General features: G+C 50.8%; 18 protein-coding genes. 12 read left to right on the top strand and 6 right to left on the bottom strand.

Going from position 1 to position 17676, the window contains the following annotated elements:
• Window positions 1-26: 26 nt before the first annotated feature.
• Window positions 27-1991 carry a 1,4-alpha-glucan-branching enzyme gene (locus tag FBF29_03305; GenBank protein QJU07710.1) on the bottom strand — a complete coding sequence of 655 codons (1965 nt, stop codon included), beginning with the start codon at window positions 1989-1991 and terminating at the stop codon, window positions 27-29.
• Window positions 1992-2030: 39 nt separating this feature from the next.
• Here FBF29_03305 and tgt point away from each other — a divergent pair, with 39 nt between their 5' ends.
• On the top strand, window positions 2031-3233 hold the full coding sequence (gene tgt / locus FBF29_03300) for a tRNA guanosine(34) transglycosylase Tgt (protein ID QJU07709.1): 1203 nt from the start codon (window positions 2031-2033) through the stop codon (window positions 3231-3233).
• Between the two features lie 10 nt (window positions 3234-3243).
• On the opposite strand, the gene glmS is transcribed toward tgt, so the two are convergent.
• Both glmS and FBF29_03290 read right to left on the bottom strand, forming a co-directional pair.
• On the bottom strand, window positions 3244-5070 hold the full coding sequence (gene glmS / locus FBF29_03295) for a glutamine--fructose-6-phosphate transaminase (isomerizing) (protein ID QJU07708.1): 1827 nt from the start codon (window positions 5068-5070) through the stop codon (window positions 3244-3246).
• Between the two features lie 136 nt (window positions 5071-5206).
• Window positions 5207-5725 carry a hypothetical protein gene (locus FBF29_03290; protein QJU07707.1) on the bottom strand — a complete coding sequence of 173 codons (519 nt, stop codon included), beginning with the start codon at window positions 5723-5725 and terminating at the stop codon, window positions 5207-5209.
• 127 nt (window positions 5726-5852) lie between these two features.
• Here FBF29_03290 and tuf point away from each other — a divergent pair, with 127 nt between their 5' ends.
• The 6 genes from tuf (at window position 5853) to FBF29_03260 (ending at window position 10643) form a co-directional block, all read left to right on the top strand.
• Entirely contained in the window at window positions 5853-7037 is a 1185-nt protein-coding gene (tuf, locus tag FBF29_03285) for an elongation factor Tu (protein ID QJU07706.1), read from the top strand.
• A gap of 133 nt (window positions 7038-7170) precedes the next feature.
• The gene (locus FBF29_03280; GenBank protein ID QJU07705.1) at window positions 7171-8097 is read left to right on the top strand and encodes an L-lactate dehydrogenase; all 927 of its coding nucleotides are present in this window, start codon (window positions 7171-7173) and stop codon (window positions 8095-8097) included.
• A 41-nt stretch (window positions 8098-8138) separates the two neighbouring features.
• Entirely contained in the window at window positions 8139-8753 is a 615-nt protein-coding gene (locus tag FBF29_03275; protein QJU07704.1) for a hypothetical protein, read from the top strand.
• Window positions 8754-8871: 118 nt separating this feature from the next.
• Window positions 8872-9189 (top strand): 30S ribosomal protein S10, encoded by a 318-nt coding sequence (rpsJ, locus tag FBF29_03270; GenBank protein ID QJU07703.1) that lies wholly within the window; start codon window positions 8872-8874, stop codon window positions 9187-9189.
• 114 nt (window positions 9190-9303) lie between these two features.
• Entirely contained in the window at window positions 9304-10218 is a 915-nt protein-coding gene (locus FBF29_03265) for a hypothetical protein (protein ID QJU07702.1), read from the top strand.
• A 92-nt stretch (window positions 10219-10310) separates the two neighbouring features.
• Entirely contained in the window at window positions 10311-10643 is a 333-nt protein-coding gene (locus FBF29_03260; protein ID QJU07701.1) for a hypothetical protein, read from the top strand.
• On the opposite strand, the gene FBF29_03255 is transcribed toward FBF29_03260, so the two are convergent.
• The gene (locus tag FBF29_03255) at window positions 10640-11173 is read right to left on the bottom strand and encodes an RNA methyltransferase (GenBank protein ID QJU07700.1); all 534 of its coding nucleotides are present in this window, start codon (window positions 11171-11173) and stop codon (window positions 10640-10642) included. The two genes, FBF29_03260 and FBF29_03255, sit on opposite strands and share 4 nt — an antisense overlap.
• Window positions 11174-11225: 52 nt before the next feature.
• On the opposite strand from FBF29_03255, the gene FBF29_03250 reads away from it, so the two are divergent.
• Entirely contained in the window at window positions 11226-12848 is a 1623-nt protein-coding gene (locus FBF29_03250; protein ID QJU07699.1) for a type II/IV secretion system protein, read from the top strand.
• A gap of 75 nt (window positions 12849-12923) precedes the next feature.
• On the opposite strand, the gene FBF29_03245 is transcribed toward FBF29_03250, so the two are convergent.
• Window positions 12924-14057, bottom strand: coding sequence for an NADP-dependent malic enzyme (locus tag FBF29_03245; GenBank protein QJU07698.1), 1134 nt, complete (start codon window positions 14055-14057; stop codon window positions 12924-12926).
• Between the two features lie 116 nt (window positions 14058-14173).
• Here FBF29_03245 and FBF29_03240 point away from each other — a divergent pair, with 116 nt between their 5' ends.
• From FBF29_03240 to FBF29_03225, 4 genes are all read left to right on the top strand, one after another.
• Complete coding sequence (locus tag FBF29_03240; protein QJU07697.1) at window positions 14174-14692, top strand: thioredoxin family protein; 519 nt, start codon at window positions 14174-14176, stop codon at window positions 14690-14692.
• Between the two features lie 184 nt (window positions 14693-14876).
• Window positions 14877-15398 (top strand): 50S ribosomal protein L19, encoded by a 522-nt coding sequence (locus FBF29_03235; protein ID QJU07696.1) that lies wholly within the window; start codon window positions 14877-14879, stop codon window positions 15396-15398.
• Window positions 15399-15460: 62 nt separating this feature from the next.
• Window positions 15461-15970, top strand: a complete 510-nt coding sequence (locus tag FBF29_03230) for a hypothetical protein (GenBank protein ID QJU07695.1) — start codon at window positions 15461-15463, stop codon at window positions 15968-15970.
• Window positions 15954-17024 carry a ribonuclease HII gene (locus FBF29_03225; protein ID QJU07694.1) on the top strand — a complete coding sequence of 357 codons (1071 nt, stop codon included), beginning with the start codon at window positions 15954-15956 and terminating at the stop codon, window positions 17022-17024. Before FBF29_03230 ends, FBF29_03225 begins: the two co-directional genes overlap by 17 nt.
• A gap of 26 nt (window positions 17025-17050) precedes the next feature.
• Here FBF29_03225 and FBF29_03220 read toward each other — a convergent pair whose 3' ends face one another.
• The gene (locus tag FBF29_03220) at window positions 17051-17563 is read right to left on the bottom strand and encodes a hypothetical protein (GenBank protein QJU07693.1); all 513 of its coding nucleotides are present in this window, start codon (window positions 17561-17563) and stop codon (window positions 17051-17053) included.
• Window positions 17564-17676: the final 113 nt, after the last annotated feature.

Genomic DNA, 17676 nt, shown 5'->3' with positions numbered 1-17676 from the left:
GTATTCATACTAACATAGCTTCGCGGTCAATCTTTTTGTAGCACGAGGCCACTTCGTGTCGGTATGTATACACGCATAATGTGCTCGCCGTTATGTGGCGTCGTAAAGTAGCGGCCGTTAGGATCAACCCGGCCCTGCCCGCCAAACTGCTGGTCGTCGCTACTGAGCGCTACTCGGTATGACCCAGCCGCCGCTGGTACGCCGTAATCCGTCCACGACTGGCTGGGCGAGAAATTCATAATAAACAGCAGATTGTCGCGCATGAAACTAACCACGTGATCGTGCTGGCGAATGGTGAGGTAGTGAGTGCCTGGGTCGTCAACTGCTTGGATGATTTTCATCAGCGCCGCGTCAAATTCGCCCAACCATTGGTATTTGAGAAAACCATTGTCGCGTAAACTCCACTGGCGCCGCGCATATTTGAACGACCAATGATTACCTTGGCGCGGAAAGTCGATCCACTCGGGATGCCCAAATTCATTACCCATAAAGTTGAGGTAGCCGCCGCCGTGCAGTCCGGCGGTCAGCAGCCGAATTAGTTTGTGCAGGGCTATGCCACGCTCCACGGTCAGGTCAAGGTCGGCCTTATCCATATGCCAATACATTTCTTTATCAATTAGTCGAAAAATCAGCGTTTTGTCGCCAACCAAGGCTTGATCATGACTCTCGGCGTAGGTGATGACTTTTTCCTCTGGGCGGTGCGAGCTCAGCGTATGTACCAACTCGCCCAAATCCCAATCTTCGTCGCGCTTTTCTTTCAGTGTTTTAATCCAGAGGTCGGGCGCGCCCATCGCCAAACGATAATCAAAACCCAGGCCGCCGTATTCTGTCGGCGCCGCCAAACCCGGCAGCCCGCTCATTTCCTCAGCAATGGTCATGGCATCGGGGCGAACAGCGTGAATGACGTCATTTGCCAGTCTGAGATAGACCAGTGCGTCCTTATCTACATCGTCGCCAAAATAATCGTCATAGCTGGTGAAGCTTTTGCCCAAACCGTGGTCGTGATACAGCATACTGGTCACACCGTCAAACCGAAAGCCGTCAACGTGGTATTCATCCAACCACCAGCGGCAATTGCTAGCCAAAAAGTGCAGCACTTCCGGCTTGCCATAATCAAACAGCCGCGAATCCCACGCTGGATGGTCGTGAGCTTTGAAGTATTGCGTCGGGCTGCCCGCAAAATTGCCGAGGCCCTCGACCTCATTTTTAGCGGCATGAGCGTGGACGATATCAATGATAACGCGCAGTCCTAGTCCGTGCGCCGCGTCAACTAACCGCTTAAAATCATCGGGCGTGCCAAAGCGCGATGACACGGCGAAAAAATTACTAACATGATAGCCAAAACTGCCGTAGTACGGGTGTTCGGCGATGGCCATCAGCTGGATGGTGTTATAGCCGGCTTGTTTGACACGCGGTAGGATATTGGCGGTAAATTCATTGAAATTGGCAACCTTTTCCTCTTCGCTACTCATGCCGACATGAGCCTCGTAAATCAGCGGCACGTTTGGCGCAGGCGGAATGTCATGCTGCCACTGATATGGCTCATCAGGCTGCCAAACGACGGCTGAAAAATCCACCGAATCATCATCCTGGACGACGTAGGTGGCATATGATGGCAAGCGCCAGCCGTCGCCGTTAGGCCAATAGACGCGCAGTTTATATTTCTGGCCGTGGTGCAGCGCGTCTTTCGGCAAATCAACATTCCATTCGCCATGCGCGCCAGGTTGCAGGGCAAATTCCTCGCGCTCTTGCCAATCGGAGAACTCGCCAACCATCACTACGCGTGTAGCGTTTGGCGCCCATTCTCTAAAAATCCAACCATCTTGAGCGCGGTGCAGTCCAAAATGACGAAATCCCAGCGCAAAATCCGCCGGCGATTTTCCATCCAAAACCTTCTTTAACGTCGACGAAACATACGCCTCGCGGGCGTTGATGACGCCCTCATGCGGTGCTAACCACGGGTCAAGCTCAACCAGCGTTTTCTTGCTCATGGTTATAGTGTAGCGGAAAAAACTGATATAATCTATCAAATGAAACCATTTTCTTTTGAAATCACTTCGCGATTTGATGGCACGCTGGCGCGCACTGGCGTTATTCACACGCCGCACGGGGATATCAAGACTCCGGCATTTATCGTGGTCGGCACTAAGGCTAATGTTAAGGCGATGTTGCCCGAGATGGTGGCGGATGTTGGTGCGCAGGCGGTGCTGGCGAACGCCTATCATCTGTATTTGCAGCCAGGCCATCAGCTCATCGAGAAGGCTGGCTATTTGGGCAAGTTTATGCACTGGGGCGGGCCGACGTTCACTGATAGTGGTGGCTTTCAGGTGCTGAGTCTGGGTTCGGGTTTTAAGAAAGTTTTGGCGATGAGTACTGATGTTGATGAGGAAATTGCCATCGCTAAAAAATCGTCGCGCCACGCTTGGGTGGATGAAAATGGTGTGATGTTTAAATCGCACCTCGACGGCTCGTACCACAAATTTACGCCAGAGTTATCTATGCAGATTCAGGCGGGCATTGGCGCGGATATTACCTTCGCTTTTGACGAGCTGACCTCGCTGATTGATCCGTATGAGTATCAAGTGGAGGCTTTGGCACGGACGCATGCGTGGGCGGAGCGCAGTTTGGCGGAAGTGAAACGTCTGCGCAAGGCTCGTCCCGACAAGCCGTATCAAGCGTTATTTGCCGTGCTGCAGGGTGCAAATTACGAGGATCTGCGCAAGCAAACGGCTGCGTTTCTAGGTGCAATGAACTTTGATGGCTACGGCATCGGTGGCGCGCTGGAAAAGGAAACCATGGCGCAGACGATTCAGTGGGTCAATCAAATCTTGCCCGAGAACAAGCCACGGCATTTGCTCGGTATTTCTGAGCCGGACGATATCTTTGCGGCGATTGAGCAGGGAATTGATACCTTTGACTGTGTCAGTCCGACGCGCGTGGCCAGAAACGGCGCGGCCTACACGCCGTGTGGTCGAGTCAATGTTCGCGGCCAAAAATACCGCGAACTGTTTGAACCAATTATGGAAGATTGCGATTGCTATACTTGCAGGAATTATACTGCCGCCTATCTCTGTCATTTACTCCACGCCCGCGAATCTCTGGCTGGCACGCTGCTGTCGATCCACAATGAACGATTTATCGTCAAACTAGTTGATGATATTCGTGCCAGCCTAGAGGACGGAACATTTTACGAGTTTCGCGAGGCGTTTTTAGCGACGTACTATCGCCACTAGCGCGAGAGCATTATTCGACCGTCACGCTCTTGGCCAGATTGCGTGGCTGATCGACATCATGACCGCGCCTGACAGCCACGTGATAGGCTAGGAGCTGCGACACGACATTGAATAAGAGCGGCGTGAGGTGCGTCAATTTGGTTGAGACGCGGATAACGGTTTCGCCTGGCACCTTTTTCGTCGTATCGGTGATAACAATGGCATGAGCGCCACGAGTGTTCATCTCGATCAAGTTGCTCTGCGACTTCTCGTACAGCCAGTTGTCTTGGAGGTAGCAGACTTCAAAGAAACGATCATCGATCAGGGCAATCGGGCCATGCTTCAGCTCGCCAGCGGCATACGCTTCAGCATGAATGTAACTCACCTCCTTGAGTTTTAGCGCACCCTCCATAGCGATCGGATACAGCGTATCACGACCGATATAGAGTGCGTGATTGTAATCAGCATACGCCCTAGCGATGGAAGGTATCTCGGCACCTTGTTTATCGAGGACTTTTTGGATCTCGCTTGGTAGTATCGCTAATTCTTGCACAAATTCATCAATAAATTGTGGGTTGGTGCCCTTGGCATTGGCGAGCATGATACCAAAGATCGTCAGAGCGGCGACTTGTGAGGTAAAGGCCTTGGTGCTGGCGACACTAATCTCGGCGCCAACGTGCAAGTACACGCCGCCATCAACCGCTCGGGCGATTGTACTGCCGACGGCATTGACGACGCCGAGGCACTTGACGCCACGCCGCTTCAATTCATTCAAGCAGGCAAGGGTATCGGCCGTTTCGCCACTCTGGCTAACAATCATAGCGACCGAGTGCTCAGGTACATTGAATGCGCGGTAGCGTAGCTCGCTGGCAATCTCGACGCTGATAGTCACGTCATCGGTCAGTTGCTCGATAAAGTAGCTGGCCTGCACACCAGCAAAGTAGGCAGTGCCGCAGCCAACGATGATAACATGTTTGACTTGGCGTAGTTCATCATCGCTCATGTTGAGACCGCCGAGGCGCGCATATTTCTGTTCAGGCAGTACGCGGCCGGCCAGAGTGGAGGTGAGGCTGGTTGGTTGTTCATAAATTTCTTTGGCGAGGAAATGGTCAAAGCCTTGCTTCTGAATCGCCTGCATATCCATGTCGAGCATTTCGATTTTAACGTCAAGCTTCCGTGATTCGATTGTTTGTAACTCTAGTCCGTGCCGAGTGCAGCGGCCGATTTCACCATCGTGTAGATACACCACTTGATTGGTGTAGCCAACCAGCGCCGAGGCGTCACTAGCGATATATGTTTCGCCATCTCCGACGCCAATGATCAGCGGGCTGCCTTGGCGAGCCACGATAATTTCTTCGGGGTTCGTGGTGTCAAGCACTGCAATGCCATACGCTCCAACCACCATTTTCAACGCGCCAGTGACTGCTGTCAGTAGATCCGGCGAGTCACGCCGTAGATAGTCAATCAGGGCTGCCAACACCTCGCTATCGGTATCGCTCTTAAACTCGTACTCATGGCCAGAAAGCATCGTTTTAAGGTCTTGGTAGTTCTCAATGATACCGTTATGTACCAGATAAATCTCGCCAACATGGTGTGGGTGAGCATTGCGTTTACTTGGTTCACCATGCGTTGCCCAGCGGGTGTGTCCGATGCCGACCGTATCGCTCGTCTTATGTTGTCCGACAAGCTCTTCCAGCGCTGCCACCTTGCCTTTGGTGCGCAGCAGGGTTGGTGTGGCAGAACCCGACAGGGTGACAATTCCGGCGCTGTCATAGCCGCGGTACTCGAGCCGCTTGAGCTCGGCGACGAGGATGTTCTGCGCCTCGCGTTCACCAATATAGCCAACAATTCCACACATACATTATTTCTCCTTTAGCATTAACTGATACACATTCTTCAGTATACGACATCACAGAGAAAATAATAAACAAAAAGTAATAATTACAACAATCTACCCCTGTAAGAAACTGTTGTATATAATACAATCATCGATATTACCACTCAAAATGGACGCAGCATTTGGCGAGTATACTCGTCGCAACGTAGTGTCCACCAGTAGCGACCAACAAAGTTGGGAGCGGCAGTGACAGAAGTGTATGAAAGGGAGCGACACCGAGTTGGTGGCAGCACCCGAGTACGACACTAATGAGTGCGACGTAAACGATAACAAATTTTGTGCCACTAACGCTGAGCCTATCAAGGGTGCGCTTGACGTAGAAAAATGTGACACCGTAGCAGATCGCGATGAAGATAAATAGAAAGAATAATAGAAAGACGGCAGACTGTCCGCTGGCCTTGATAAATAAGGTGGTGAGCTTGATGAACATCCAGGTTGCTGCGAGCGCTATGGTTAGAAGGAAGGCAATACTTAAGGAGGGTAGCTTCGGTAGACTGGTTTGATGACGACGATCATACTCGGCATTTAGCTCCTGACGCTCGTCATACGATAATCGTTTTGGGTATACACCGGCGCGAACTGCTTCGGGTGTTACTTTCTTAGAAAAGATACTCATGCTCATAGTATAAACCCTATTTACAACAGTTTGCAAACCAGTTATAATCAAGAACATACGCCGTGAGGTCTGTTTAATGGACTGTACCCGCGTGAAAATATAATTAAGTAAAGGAGAACTTCTACAAATGGCAGATGCATTTGACCGAAGCAAGCCGCACGTGAACGTCGGTACTATGGGCCACGTTGACCACGGCAAGACGACACTGACCGCCGCAATTACGGCAGTGCTCGCAAAGCGCCTCCCAAGCGCAGTTAACAAACCAATTGCGTATGATCAGATCGACAACGCACCAGAAGAGCGCCAGCGCGGTATTACTATCGCCAGCTCACACCAAGAATACGAGTCACCAAACCGTCATTATGCACACGTTGACATGCCAGGCCACGCTGACTACGTCAAGAACATGATCACCGGTGCTGCCCAGGTTGACGGCGCGATCCTAGTGATTGCGGCAACCGACGGCCCAATGCCGCAAACCCGCGAGCACGTGCTGCTAGCAAAGCAGGTTGGCGTGCCAAAGATCGTTGTCTTCCTCAACAAGATGGACATGGCTGACGCAGATATGGTCGAGCTGATCGAAGAAGAAGTTCGCGAGCTGCTTGCTAAGAACGGCTTTGATGAGAATGCTCCAATTATCAAGGGTTCAGCTCTCAAGGCGCTAGAAGGCGACGAGAAGTACGAAGACGCTATCATGGAGCTGGTTGACGCGATGGATAACTACATCCCAGAGCCACCACGCGACATGGACAAGCCATTCATTATGCCAATTGAGGACGTCTTCTCAATCAAGGGTCGCGGTACTGTGGCAACCGGTCGTATTGAGCAGGGTGTTGTTAAGCTGAACGACGAGGTTGAAATCGTTGGTATCCGCCCAACTCAGAAATCAGTGGTGACCGGTATTGAGGCATTTAAGAAGTCTCTGGATCAGGGTCAAGCAGGCGACAACGCTGGTGTCTTGCTACGCGGTATTGAGCGGACTGACATTGAGCGTGGCCAGGTCTTGGCAAAGCCAGGCACCATTACGCCGCACACCGAGTTTGAGGCTGAGGTTTACATCTTGAAGAAGGAAGAAGGCGGTCGCCACACTCCATTCTCCAAGGGTTACAAGCCACAGTTCTACTTCCGCACCACTGACGTGACTGGTGAAGTTGAGCTGCCAGCTGACAAAGAAATGGTCATGCCAGGCGACACCGTAACCTTCAAGGTTAAGTTGCTCGCGCCAATCGCTATGGAGCAAGGTTTGAACTTTGCTATCCGCGAAGGCGGCCGTACCGTTGGTGCTGGTGTGGTAACAAAGATTAACAAATAGTCTTTACACTGCAACCCAAAAATCCCCCGGTTTCCGGGGGATTTTTAATGATATATTACTATGAGTATCTTGACAAAACAACAAGATAGCGTTACAGTAGAGAAGTTATCGCAATAAAAATTAGGAGACAAACATGAATAAACAGAAGTTGGTGGTCGTCGGTGCGGGCGGTATGGTCGGTGCGACAGCGGCATACGCCTGCGCACTACGGAGCGTGGTTGAGGAAATTGTGCTGATCGACCGCAACCCTGACTTGGCGTGGGGGCAGGCGGCGGATATCAATGATGCGATGGGGATTGATCGGTGTGTTGTGGTGCGGCCAGGCGATTATGATGATATCAAGACTGATGATATCGTGGTCGTTACTGCCGGTGCGCCGCAACAACCGGGGCAGACGCGACTGGAGCTGCTCGGTGTGAACGCTGAGATTATGCGTGGGACAGTTAGAAATATTATGAGAAACGGTGCTCGCCCGTATATCATTGTGGTGTCAAATCCGGTTGATGCACTAACGTATGTGGCGCTGAAAGAATCGGGCCTGCCAAAGAGTCGGGTGTTTGGCACGGGGACAACGCTTGACACGTCGCGGCTTAAATCATATATCGCGGATCAGCTAGATGTGCATAGTCGGGAGGTTGACGCCTATATTTTAGGGGAGCATGGTGATTCATCATTTGCGACAATCGAATCGGCGCAAGTCGGTGAGGTGCCGCTCGCTGATTATCCGGGATTTAAGCCAGCGATGGTCGACGGTATTGAGGAGCAAATTCGCCAGCGAGCGTATCGGGTAATCGAGACCAAGCGGTCGACGTATTATGCAATTGGTTTCGTTATCTCCAAGATTGTCTCGGCACTACGCTCGTCGTCACGCTCGGTCTATCCAGTCTGCTCACTGGTTGAGGGCGAGTATGGGCTGCACGATGTAGTGCTCGGCCTGCCATCAACGATTTGTGCGGATGGTGTGAAGATCTTGACTGGGTATCCGCTTAATGAGCGCGAACAGGCGGCACTGCGTCATTCGGCCAAAGTGGTGGCAGAAGCAATTCGTAGTTTAGAGTGATGTTTGACGGAATAAATATTATATGTTACAGTTAGATTATTATGGAAGAGTTGTTGCACAAAAAAGCGCAAAAATTAAAAGTTGAAACACTTGGTGAGTATATTAATTCGCTAGCAGGTGATATTTACGAGACCGCCTTGAATTTGTTTCCGGCTCGGACACTAGAGGAGATGCAAATTGTTATTGATGAGAACAGTGGTGACTTCAGGGGTGGTGAGGGTGAAACACGGAATGGTGAGAAAATTCCAATGATTGTCATCGGTACAAGGGAGACGCTGTCTAGTCCGAATCTTATAGCACGGATGTCGTCTCGACTGGGTGTGCCGCGTGAGCGACTTGAGGATGCAGAAATAGGTCGTCAAATCGTCGGGTTGATAGCGTTTTGTCATGAGTTAGGGCACGTAATCCAGCTTGACGAAAAGATAATGCAGGTTTTTGGTGAGATAGATAATACCATCGTACCTCTGCCGGTGGACTATACTAGTGAGCAATACCAAGAATATGTCCGGTCTGACCACGAAGCTAGTGCCGACTATATTGCAGCCTGTATTTTGGCGGCGAGCCGGTTGGGTGAAGCTATGGGTTATCGACCGCCGATTGAAGATGTCGCGCAGTGGCGTCAGTGGGTGGCAGCAAATCCGGTAGTTCTTGACTAGCCATACTTCAGGTATTGTGATATAATCGCCAAACAGTATTAATTTACTCCGAGAACTCGGCCATCCGCGAGGCACGGACGTGAGCAGAGGTTACGGAGTCGCACATAAAGGAGGAGCTATGGCTCAAGACACTGGTATCAAGATTCGTATTCGCCTGAAAGCGTACGACCATAAAGTCATCGACCAGTCAGCAAAACAAATTATTGATACGGCAATTCGCACCGGCGCGAGCGTGGCCGGCCCTGTGCCGCTGCCGACTCGTCGCAGTACCTACACGGTGGTAAAAAGCCCGCACGTCTATAAAATGGGCGGCGAGAGTTATGAGATGCGCACCCATAAGCGCCTCATTGACATTACCAATGCCACGCCAAAAACGATTGATAGCCTGCAGAATCTGAGCTTACCGGCTGGTGTTGACGCCGAGATTCGGATGTAATTGGTTGCTAATCCTACAGTAGAATTTACCACGATCCCGCTTGATAATCACAAGCGGGATTGCTTTTATTTAGAAAACGTAGTACGGTAGGAGTGTACTAAATAAATACCGTCTATGACGGTGGAGGGACGTATGGGAATACTAAAGAAAACGGTAACGGCGCTTGGGCTGTCGGCGACGGTGTTTGGCTTGGTGCTGAGTGGCGCACCAGTTGCGAATGCTACCGAGGGTGTTGTCTTCAGCGACGCAGTTGGCCTGAGCAAAGATGGCTCGTTGTGGCTATATCAGAACAATGCTATCCCGGGTTGGCCATTTAGTGGCGGCTCAACAAAGATCGGGCAGGGCTTTAACAAATACACAAACATTACATTTGCTGACATGGATGGCGATGGTCGTCCGGATATCGTTGCCTATTCAAAGAATCAAAAGGCTCAAGTATTCCGTAACAATGGCTCAGCAACGACGCCATTTGCTGACAAGCCAGTTGCGAGCGACATCGACCATCGTGGTGGCGCGGTATTTGCTAAATTGAACGGTAAGGATAGCCCAGTCTCACATGTTTATGTCGACGCTAACGGTAACTTGATGGCAGGCAAGGTCTATCTGCGCTACAAGAAGCTTGAAGGGACATATGATTTCGTGTCAGATGAAGCCCGTCAAATCGGTCACGGTTGGAATAATGTTCGATCGATTGTTGCTGGTGATTTGAATGGTGATGGTTATGATGATATCGTCGCAGTACGCCAGGACGGTACGATGTGGGCATATCTCAATCGTGGACGCGACAACAAGATGACAATGTTCGAGAGCGGTCGTCAAATCGGTCATGGCTGGAACGGGTTTGATACCATTATGCTCGGTGATATGAATACTGATGGCCTGGCGGATATTGTCGGTCGGACGAAAGACGGACGGTTGCTGCAATATACAAATAGTGGTAATATGAATTGGCCGTTTAGTAGTGGTTCAGCAGAAGTTGGTCACGGTTGGAATGGATTTAAGTCGGTCCACCTGACAAATATGTGGTAATTTATTTCTCGTAACCTAAACTTAGGGCAGCCTCGCTTTCATGCGGGGCTGCTTTGCTATGGTGCGCCTGGTATGATATGATAAAAAAGCTTATGGCAAAACAAAAATCGCGAACGTACGCTCGTAATCGCTCGAAGGCAAGTAGCATTACCAACCGCAAAGGTCGGGAGCGGCTGTATGAAAATGACAGCACCTTTTTCGTAAAGTTGGTGGTGTGTGTCGTACTGGCGGCATTGTGGTTGCGACTGAAGCAGCCGATCGAGCTGGGCGTGGTAGCGATCCAGGCGCTGCCGGTTGGACTGATTGTCGGCCTGCTTTTAGTGGTGTCGGTCGAGAAGTATCAATTTAATCGCAAGATTTGGTACGTGACGCTGATTTTAATGGCAATTGTGACATCATTTACGCCCGTAGGGATTATGATCTAGCCCGGGGTTATATTTAGCGAAAAACAGAGGCCGTAGAGTGCGATACCGGCCGCGACTGAGACATTAAATGACTCCTTGGCACCCCGCATGGGGATTTCGACGATGTGATCGCACCGCGCTAGAATGTCCGGCTCAATGCCATGGACCTCCTCGCCGAGGAGTAGGGCAAAGCGGGCTGGTGGCCGAAACGTATTGAGCTCTGTACTCGACGCTGACTGCTCTAGGGCAATCACGGGTAAGCGTTCCCTGTTGGCATTCTCTGCCAGCCACTGACGAATATCGGCTACGTAGCTAAAGGGCAGCATTGTTTCTGCGCCCAGTGCAGTCTTGTGAATCTGGGCGGTTAACTTTTCGGTAATGTGCGGCAGCCTTGGGTCGATAGACCGGGGGTCGGCTAATCGTAAATCGGGGTACGGCGTATAGCCGCTAAAGATAATCTGTCTGACGCCAAAGCCTTCGGCTGTTCTCATAATTGCACCGACATTGTACGTCGAGCGAATATTGTGCACGAGGAGGGTAATTTCTGGCATGATATCATTATAGCACTCGCCCAAGGATAAGCTTTTTGCTATAATAAGGTTGATGGATGAAGATCGAATTCAACAACAACGTCGCGATCAAGATGAAGACGCAACCCGGAAACGAGCGGCGATTTTAGGCCTACAATATCTGGATGCTCGCGAGTTTGAACAAACAATTCCGCTGATTCGTGATATTTTGACGATTGAAGAGATGTATAATGGACACGTTGTGCCACTGGCGATAAACCCTGACGAGCAGTCATATCGATTTGGCATTACGTCACAGACGCCACAATCATTAGTAGCGACGATGACTAATAACTACCGCGAGCAGGGCATCATTGCTAAATTCTTCCTGATATCAGCCTCGGGCTTTCGGTCGTTAATGCTGCGGTTTGATCCGCCAAAGAAAGTGATTTATGATAATATCGAAATCGCCAAAGAGGGCGACAGTGACACCCTCCAGCAGGTCAGCCAAACATTGGCGACCGTCGGCACAAACGACGTGTTTAACTACTTGATTGATCAGGCGGATCGGCTGAATGCTTCGGATATTCATATTGAGAATCAGCGCGACACCATTCGGGTGCGGATGCGCGTTGATGGCGCGCTGCACTCGGTGGCGGAGCTGGGCCGTGATCGTTATCGAGTTATCATGGCGGCACTGGCTTCGCGAGCAAATATTTCGACGGCGTCCAATGAGCCGCAGTCGGGGCACATGCAGCAAGAAATCCATCGTGACGGGGTATCACACCTCCTTAACCTCCGTGTCGAAGCAGTGCCAACCATGTATGGTCAAGACGTAGTGCTGCGCTTATTTAATTTTGACACCTCGATGCTGAACCTAGACTTGCTCAGTATCGGTGCAGCTGAACGGGCGCAAATTGATGAGATTATTTCTCATCCGCGTGGCCTGGTGCTGTTAGTTGGGCCAACCGGTTCGGGTAAGTCAACGACTTTGTACAGCATTCTCAATGCGCTCAATACGCCGGATCGTAAAGTGATTACACTGGAAGACCCAGTAGAAAATACCATTCCCGGCATTACGCAGATCCCGATTGATACGACGGCTGGCCAGCGGTTTGATGATGGGTTGCGTAGCGTGCTGCGCCTCGACCCGGACGTGGTGATGGTTGGTGAGATTCGTGATCAGGAAACTGCCAAGACAGCAATTCAGGCGTCGATTACCGGGCATCTAGTGCTGTCAAGCTTTCATGCTAACTCGACGTCAGCGGCATTTAGTCGAATTATTGATATGATCGGGCAGAATCCAATCTTTAGCTCAGCGGTGCGACTATTGATCGCTCAGCGGCTGGTGCGGCGGCTACACGATGAGAGCAAGGAAGAATATGAGCCAGATGAGGCGACACGCAATTGGGTAAAGGAAGTCTTGCGGGATCTACCGTCACATGTTGATTGTCCTGATCTTGATACGTTTAAACTGTGGCGACCCGTGGCGACCGACGAGGTACCGTTTGGTTACAAGGGGCGTATCCCGGTGATGGAACAGCTGGTGGTGACTGAGGAAATTCAGAAATTCCTACGTGGCGATATTGCCGACGTTCACACTGAAGCAATTGAGGCTACAGCCAAGAAACATGGCATGGTGACATTATTGCAGGCGGGCGTGCTGGCGGCTTTGCGCGGCGAGACGACACTTGAGGAAGTCAATCGAGTTATCTAGTGGATATCAGAAAGCCACGCTAAAGCCAGCTCTCCGACAGCTTCTATTGTGATCGTTAGCATGTGGCGAATAGGGTTATGTGATAACACGAGCGACGGTTGGCGCTACTCGCTCGTCAAACGGCGAAGGAATGACTTCCTCAGCAGTTGGGTTTTCGACTAGTCCAGCTAGCGCTTCGGCGGCTGCTAATTTATGCTGGTCGGTGATTTTTTTCACACCATGATCCAGGGCGCCGCGGAAGATGCCTGGGAAGGCCAAGGAATTATTGATCTGGTTTGGAAAATCGCTGCGGCCAGTGGCGATGACTGCTACACCCGCCTCTCGAGCGACGTCTGGCATGATTTCTGGAACTGGATTGGCTAGGGCAAAGATGATTGGATTGTTGGCCATTTTTTGTACCAATTCAGGCGTAAGTAGCCCAGCGCGCGACACACCAATGAACACGTCAGCATCAGTGATGGCGTCTTCAATTGAGCCAGCTTGCGAAGCGTCGACGTATTCTAATAGCGCAGTTTTTTCAGCATTCAAATCCGTGCGAGACGAGCCAACAATGCCGCGGCTATCTACCGCCACGATGTTCCTTGTGCCGTATAGATGTAGCAGCTTGATGATGGCCGTGCCAGCTGCACCAGCGCCAATGACCACAAATTTACAGTCTGCCAGGTTTCGTCCGGTTAATTTCGCGGCATTGATTAGTCCTGCTAACACCACGACCGCGGTACCGTGCTGGTCGTCGTGAAATACGGGAATGTCCAGCTCAGCTTTCAGGCGCTCTTCAATCTCAAAACATTTTGGTGCGGCGATGTCTTCGAGGTTAATTGCGCCAAAGCTCGGCGCGATTGCCTTAACCGTGGCAATAATTTCTTCTGGCTGGTGAACATCCAGTACAACTGGCACAGCGTCAACATCAGCAAAATGCTTGAACAGCAGTGCCTTACCTTCCATCACTGGCATGGCGGCTTTTGGCCCCAAATCGCCCAAGCCCAGAATCGCTGAGCCATCAGAAATCACACCGACCAAATTGTTCGTCCAGGTATACTTTGGCAGGTCTACTGGATTTTCGGCAATCGCTTGGCTGATCGCACCCACGCCTGGGCTGTAATAGGCGCTTAATTTATCGCGATCCAACTCCTCCTGGTCGCGTAAACTGGTGGTGATTTTGCCCTTATATTTTTTGTGTAATTCAAGTGCTAATTTATTGTAATCCATATTACTATTGTACTCTATCTGGTATTTTTTCTCCATCAATCCTGCGGTATCGATGTGATGGAAGGCGGGGTTAATATGAGCTTCCAAAGCAGTGGAACCGTTGCTATACTAGAGGTATGAATAAGAAGTATATCATCATCACAAGCATCATCACTGCTGCGGTTGTCGGTGGTGTAGTGGCGGCTGTGTTACTACTTCGCCCGCAGACTCCGGCCAACGAATCAACACCACAGCAAGGCACTTCACAAAAAGCTCCCGGCCAATCTGGTGGCTCAGTCTCCAAGCAGCCATCTGGCTCAGCACAGCCGGTGAATCCAGCCGTCGGTCGTTACGCTGATTATGTCGACGGCAATACCCGGGAACATGCTTACCGGAAGACAATCCTATTTTTCTACGCTCCGTGGTGTGGTGATTGCCAGGCGTTTGACAAGGTGTTGCGCGAAGGCCCAATCCCAGCTGGTGTGCAGATTCTGAAGGTTGACTATGACAGCCGTCAGGATCTCCGTCAAAAATATGGCGTGACCAAACAAAGCACCTTTGTCGAGCTAGACGATGATGACGATGATCACGACCATGACATCTGGGTTGGTTATGGTCAAGAGAAATCGATTAACGCCATTTTGAGGAATCTGTAGAATTAAGCAATTCGCGGTATCCATTATAACCGCTAGATCATCTTGTATAGTTTCATGTTCTATGCTAAAATACACTGAAGTTGTACAGAGTTAAATTATTCAAGCTTTGTTAGGTGTGGAGCCGCAGGGGTACAGCTGCGTGGCCAGCCGTGACAGGTTTGGAAGATAGGAAATATCATGAGTCATGAGTTTTGAGTTAATCAACAAAGTCAATCAAGCACAGAAAAAGCAAGCAGTTGTTGACGCCCGCAGCGGTGACACCGTTCGTGTTTACCAGAAGATTAAAGAAGGCAATAAAGAGCGTATCCAGATGTTTGAAGGTGTGGTCATCCGCACCGACAACAAAGGTTCGCACACCTCACGCATCACTGTTCGTAAGATTGCATCAGGTGTTGGCGTGGAAAAATCATTCTTGCTGCACAGCTCACTGATTGAAAAGGTGGAAATCGTCCGCCGTGCCAAGGTTCGTCGCAAGTTCCTCAGCTTCCTACGTAAGCGTTCTGGTAAATCAGCTCGCCTGACTGCCAAAAACTTTGACCGCGTGGCTGTCAACAACGTGCACGATGCCAAGGCTGAAGCGGAAGCTGAACGCCTGAAAGAGGAAGCTGCACAAGCTGCCGCTGCCAAGCAGGCTGAGAAAGATGCTGCTCAGGCAGAACTTGACGCCAAGGCTGCTGAAGTAGAAGCTCGCCATAAAGAAGCGTAATTGGTTTTGAGGTAAACAGACCGCCCTCTCTGGGGGCGGTTTTCTCATGGTATAATGCTAGTATGTCAATCTTTCATTATATTTCTGTGTTTGTCCCCGTGACTTTGGTATTTGCGGTGCCGTATATGTTGCGTCGCCAGGGTTTTACCGATGAAGTAAAGTGCCGCTGGCTGCTATACGTTGCGTGCGTGTTGTTTTTTATCTCGTGGTATTTGCCATCGCCGCTGATCGAGGGGCGAGACACTAGTTTTACTACGCATTTCGTGGGCGGCGGATTGTTTACGGGATTGTTGTGGATATATTTGGTGCTGGCGACGCGCTGGCGGGCGCACTGGTTGGTGATGGTGTTTTCGGTGTTTGCACTGGTGTCGGCGCTGGGATGCATTAATGAGCTGGCAGAATTATTTATGGTCAAGGTTGGTTTGGCGCGTATCAAGCTGGACGATACCAATTGGGATATCTTGGCAAATACGCTGGGTGCGGCGGCGGTGTGGCTGGGCTGGGTGGTCATGGGTTCGGACGTAAAAAAGGATGTGAAAAAGGGTAGGCGCGCGCATGATCCTCGGCATTGATGAAGTCGGACGTGGGCCGTGGGCGGGGCCGCTGGTGGTGGGCGCGGTGATTTTGGGTGGTGTCGAGATTGAGGGTTTGGATGATAGTAAAAAGTTGACTAAAAAACGCCGCGAGGCTTTGGATGAGGTGATTCGCGAGCAGGCGGCTGCGTGGGCGCTGGGCTGGGTGAGCGCTGGAAAATTGGACGAGGTTGGTATGAGTCAGGCGCTGCGATTGGCAACGCGGCGAGCGGTACAACAAATTCAGTCGCAGTGCAAGGAGAAGAATTTGGCATTTGATGAAATTATCATTGACGGAACGGTCAATTTTCTGGCGGATACGGCGCTGGAACAATATGTAACGGTGATGGCTAAGGCCGATGGTTTGATCCCGAGCGTATCGGCCGCGTCAATTATCGCCAAAGTGGCGCGCGACAATTTTATGGTCGAGCAAGATGTGGTCTATCCAGGGTACGGCTTCGCGTCAAATGCTGGCTATGGCGTGGCGAAGCACCGTATGGCAATTGAGCGGTTGGGCGTGACGCCACTGCATCGACTGAGTTTTGCGCCGCTACAGAAGTATGTGGAGGCGGGTTCGCTACCATCCTCCGACAGAGTACACTCTTCACTCGCATCTCCACCGGAGATGTCTTGTGAGCGTTCGGCTGAAACGTCCGCTACTCGCGAACGTTCCACAGCCTCTGTCGGAGGAGATAGCGAACCCGTTGCTCACCTATCCACTACTCGCGACATTGGTAATGCAGGCGAGCAAGCAGCAGCGGATCAGCTAGGGGCGGACGGTCATGAGATCATTGCTCGCAACTGGCGGACACGGTACTGCGAGATTGACATCGTCAGCGTAAAAGACGATGTGCTGTATTTCTCCGAGGTCAAATATCGCAACAATTCCAGATATGGTGATGGCTTGGCGGCGATTACTGCCAAAAAACAGCGACAAATGCGTTTTGCGGCGGAACTATTCATAGCAAAACATCCGCAATATGAGGGACGCGATATGTGTATGTTAGCTGTAGCTATTGATAGGGATTACAACGCCGAATGCCTAGTGGTGTAGGTTGTAATTTGGTAATATGCTGTTAGCTAGGGCCGGTTTATTACTGCACTTTCGATGGAGCAGTCTTTTATGGTGGCTTCAAATATATTGTTGCCAGCCGGCGTGTCGGTAACACGTGTTTTGAAGCCTGTATCGCCTTGAGAGCAAAGGGCAGTTATCTCAAGAGTATGTGGAAATAGCTCACCCTTTGGCGCAGGATTACCGTTTGGTTCATTTATGCCGGTAACTATGACATTGCCGCCACGGGGGCAACCAACAGTAACTACTCCGAGCCTTGGCTCTCCAGTTATATTATATTTGTAAGTTTCAGCACGTTCAATCTGCGGTACTGCTAACGAATCGTGGCCGCAAGCCACGGAGACAGTCTTGTGTTCGGTGGTTTTCTTCCCCGACGAGCAGCCTACGAGTCCAAATGCGGCCGTGCCAGCCATTAAGGCCCAAGCCACGGCCTTTTGCCCCAGCTCACGCACGGTGTCAGCTATCTGGTGCGGTGTATCTCTCCGGTCTCCCTGGCTACCAATAGTGTTGTGATTTCCCATAAGATCTCCTTAAATTGAGTTAATTTATTACCTCAAACACGCACCAACTCCACTCAGTGTGGTTAATGTTTGTTGGCGATTATACCACTCGATATTAAATAAGTCAACTGTAA

It is taken from the genome of Candidatus Saccharibacteria bacterium oral taxon 488, from assembly GCA_013099015.1.
GTDB lineage: Bacteria > Patescibacteriota > Saccharimonadia > Saccharimonadales > Saccharimonadaceae > Nanosynbacter.
This window is presented reverse-complemented; position numbering and strand designations above follow the sequence as displayed.

Bases quoted from the DNA above. Each gene is read 5' to 3' on its own strand.
- FBF29_03235 (QJU07696.1), top strand. From the start codon at position 14,877: ATGAGTTTTGAGTTAATCAACAAAGTCAATCAAGCACAGAAAAAGCAA.
- FBF29_03290 (QJU07707.1), bottom strand. From the start codon at position 5,725: ATGAGTATCTTTTCTAAGAAAGTAACACCCGAAGCAGTTCGCGCCGGT.
- tuf (QJU07706.1), top strand. From the start codon at position 5,853: ATGGCAGATGCATTTGACCGAAGCAAGCCGCACGTGAACGTCGGTACT.
- FBF29_03250 (QJU07699.1), top strand. From the start codon at position 11,226: ATGGATGAAGATCGAATTCAACAACAACGTCGCGATCAAGATGAAGAC.
- FBF29_03280 (QJU07705.1), top strand. From the start codon at position 7,171: ATGAATAAACAGAAGTTGGTGGTCGTCGGTGCGGGCGGTATGGTCGGT.
- tgt (QJU07709.1), top strand. From the start codon at position 2,031: ATGAAACCATTTTCTTTTGAAATCACTTCGCGATTTGATGGCACGCTG.
- FBF29_03305 (QJU07710.1), bottom strand. From the start codon at position 1,991: ATGAGCAAGAAAACGCTGGTTGAGCTTGACCCGTGGTTAGCACCGCAT.
- FBF29_03225 (QJU07694.1), top strand. From the start codon at position 15,954: ATGATCCTCGGCATTGATGAAGTCGGACGTGGGCCGTGGGCGGGGCCG.
- FBF29_03230 (QJU07695.1), top strand. From the start codon at position 15,461: ATGTCAATCTTTCATTATATTTCTGTGTTTGTCCCCGTGACTTTGGTA.
- FBF29_03245 (QJU07698.1), bottom strand. From the start codon at position 14,057: ATGGATTACAATAAATTAGCACTTGAATTACACAAAAAATATAAGGGC.
- rpsJ (QJU07703.1), top strand. From the start codon at position 8,872: ATGGCTCAAGACACTGGTATCAAGATTCGTATTCGCCTGAAAGCGTAC.
- FBF29_03240 (QJU07697.1), top strand. From the start codon at position 14,174: ATGAATAAGAAGTATATCATCATCACAAGCATCATCACTGCTGCGGTT.
- FBF29_03260 (QJU07701.1), top strand. From the start codon at position 10,311: ATGGCAAAACAAAAATCGCGAACGTACGCTCGTAATCGCTCGAAGGCA.
- FBF29_03265 (QJU07702.1), top strand. From the start codon at position 9,304: ATGACGGTGGAGGGACGTATGGGAATACTAAAGAAAACGGTAACGGCG.
- FBF29_03255 (QJU07700.1), bottom strand. From the start codon at position 11,173: ATGCCAGAAATTACCCTCCTCGTGCACAATATTCGCTCGACGTACAAT.
- glmS (QJU07708.1), bottom strand. From the start codon at position 5,070: ATGTGTGGAATTGTTGGCTATATTGGTGAACGCGAGGCGCAGAACATC.
- FBF29_03220 (QJU07693.1), bottom strand. From the start codon at position 17,563: ATGGGAAATCACAACACTATTGGTAGCCAGGGAGACCGGAGAGATACA.
- FBF29_03275 (QJU07704.1), top strand. From the start codon at position 8,139: ATGGAAGAGTTGTTGCACAAAAAAGCGCAAAAATTAAAAGTTGAAACA.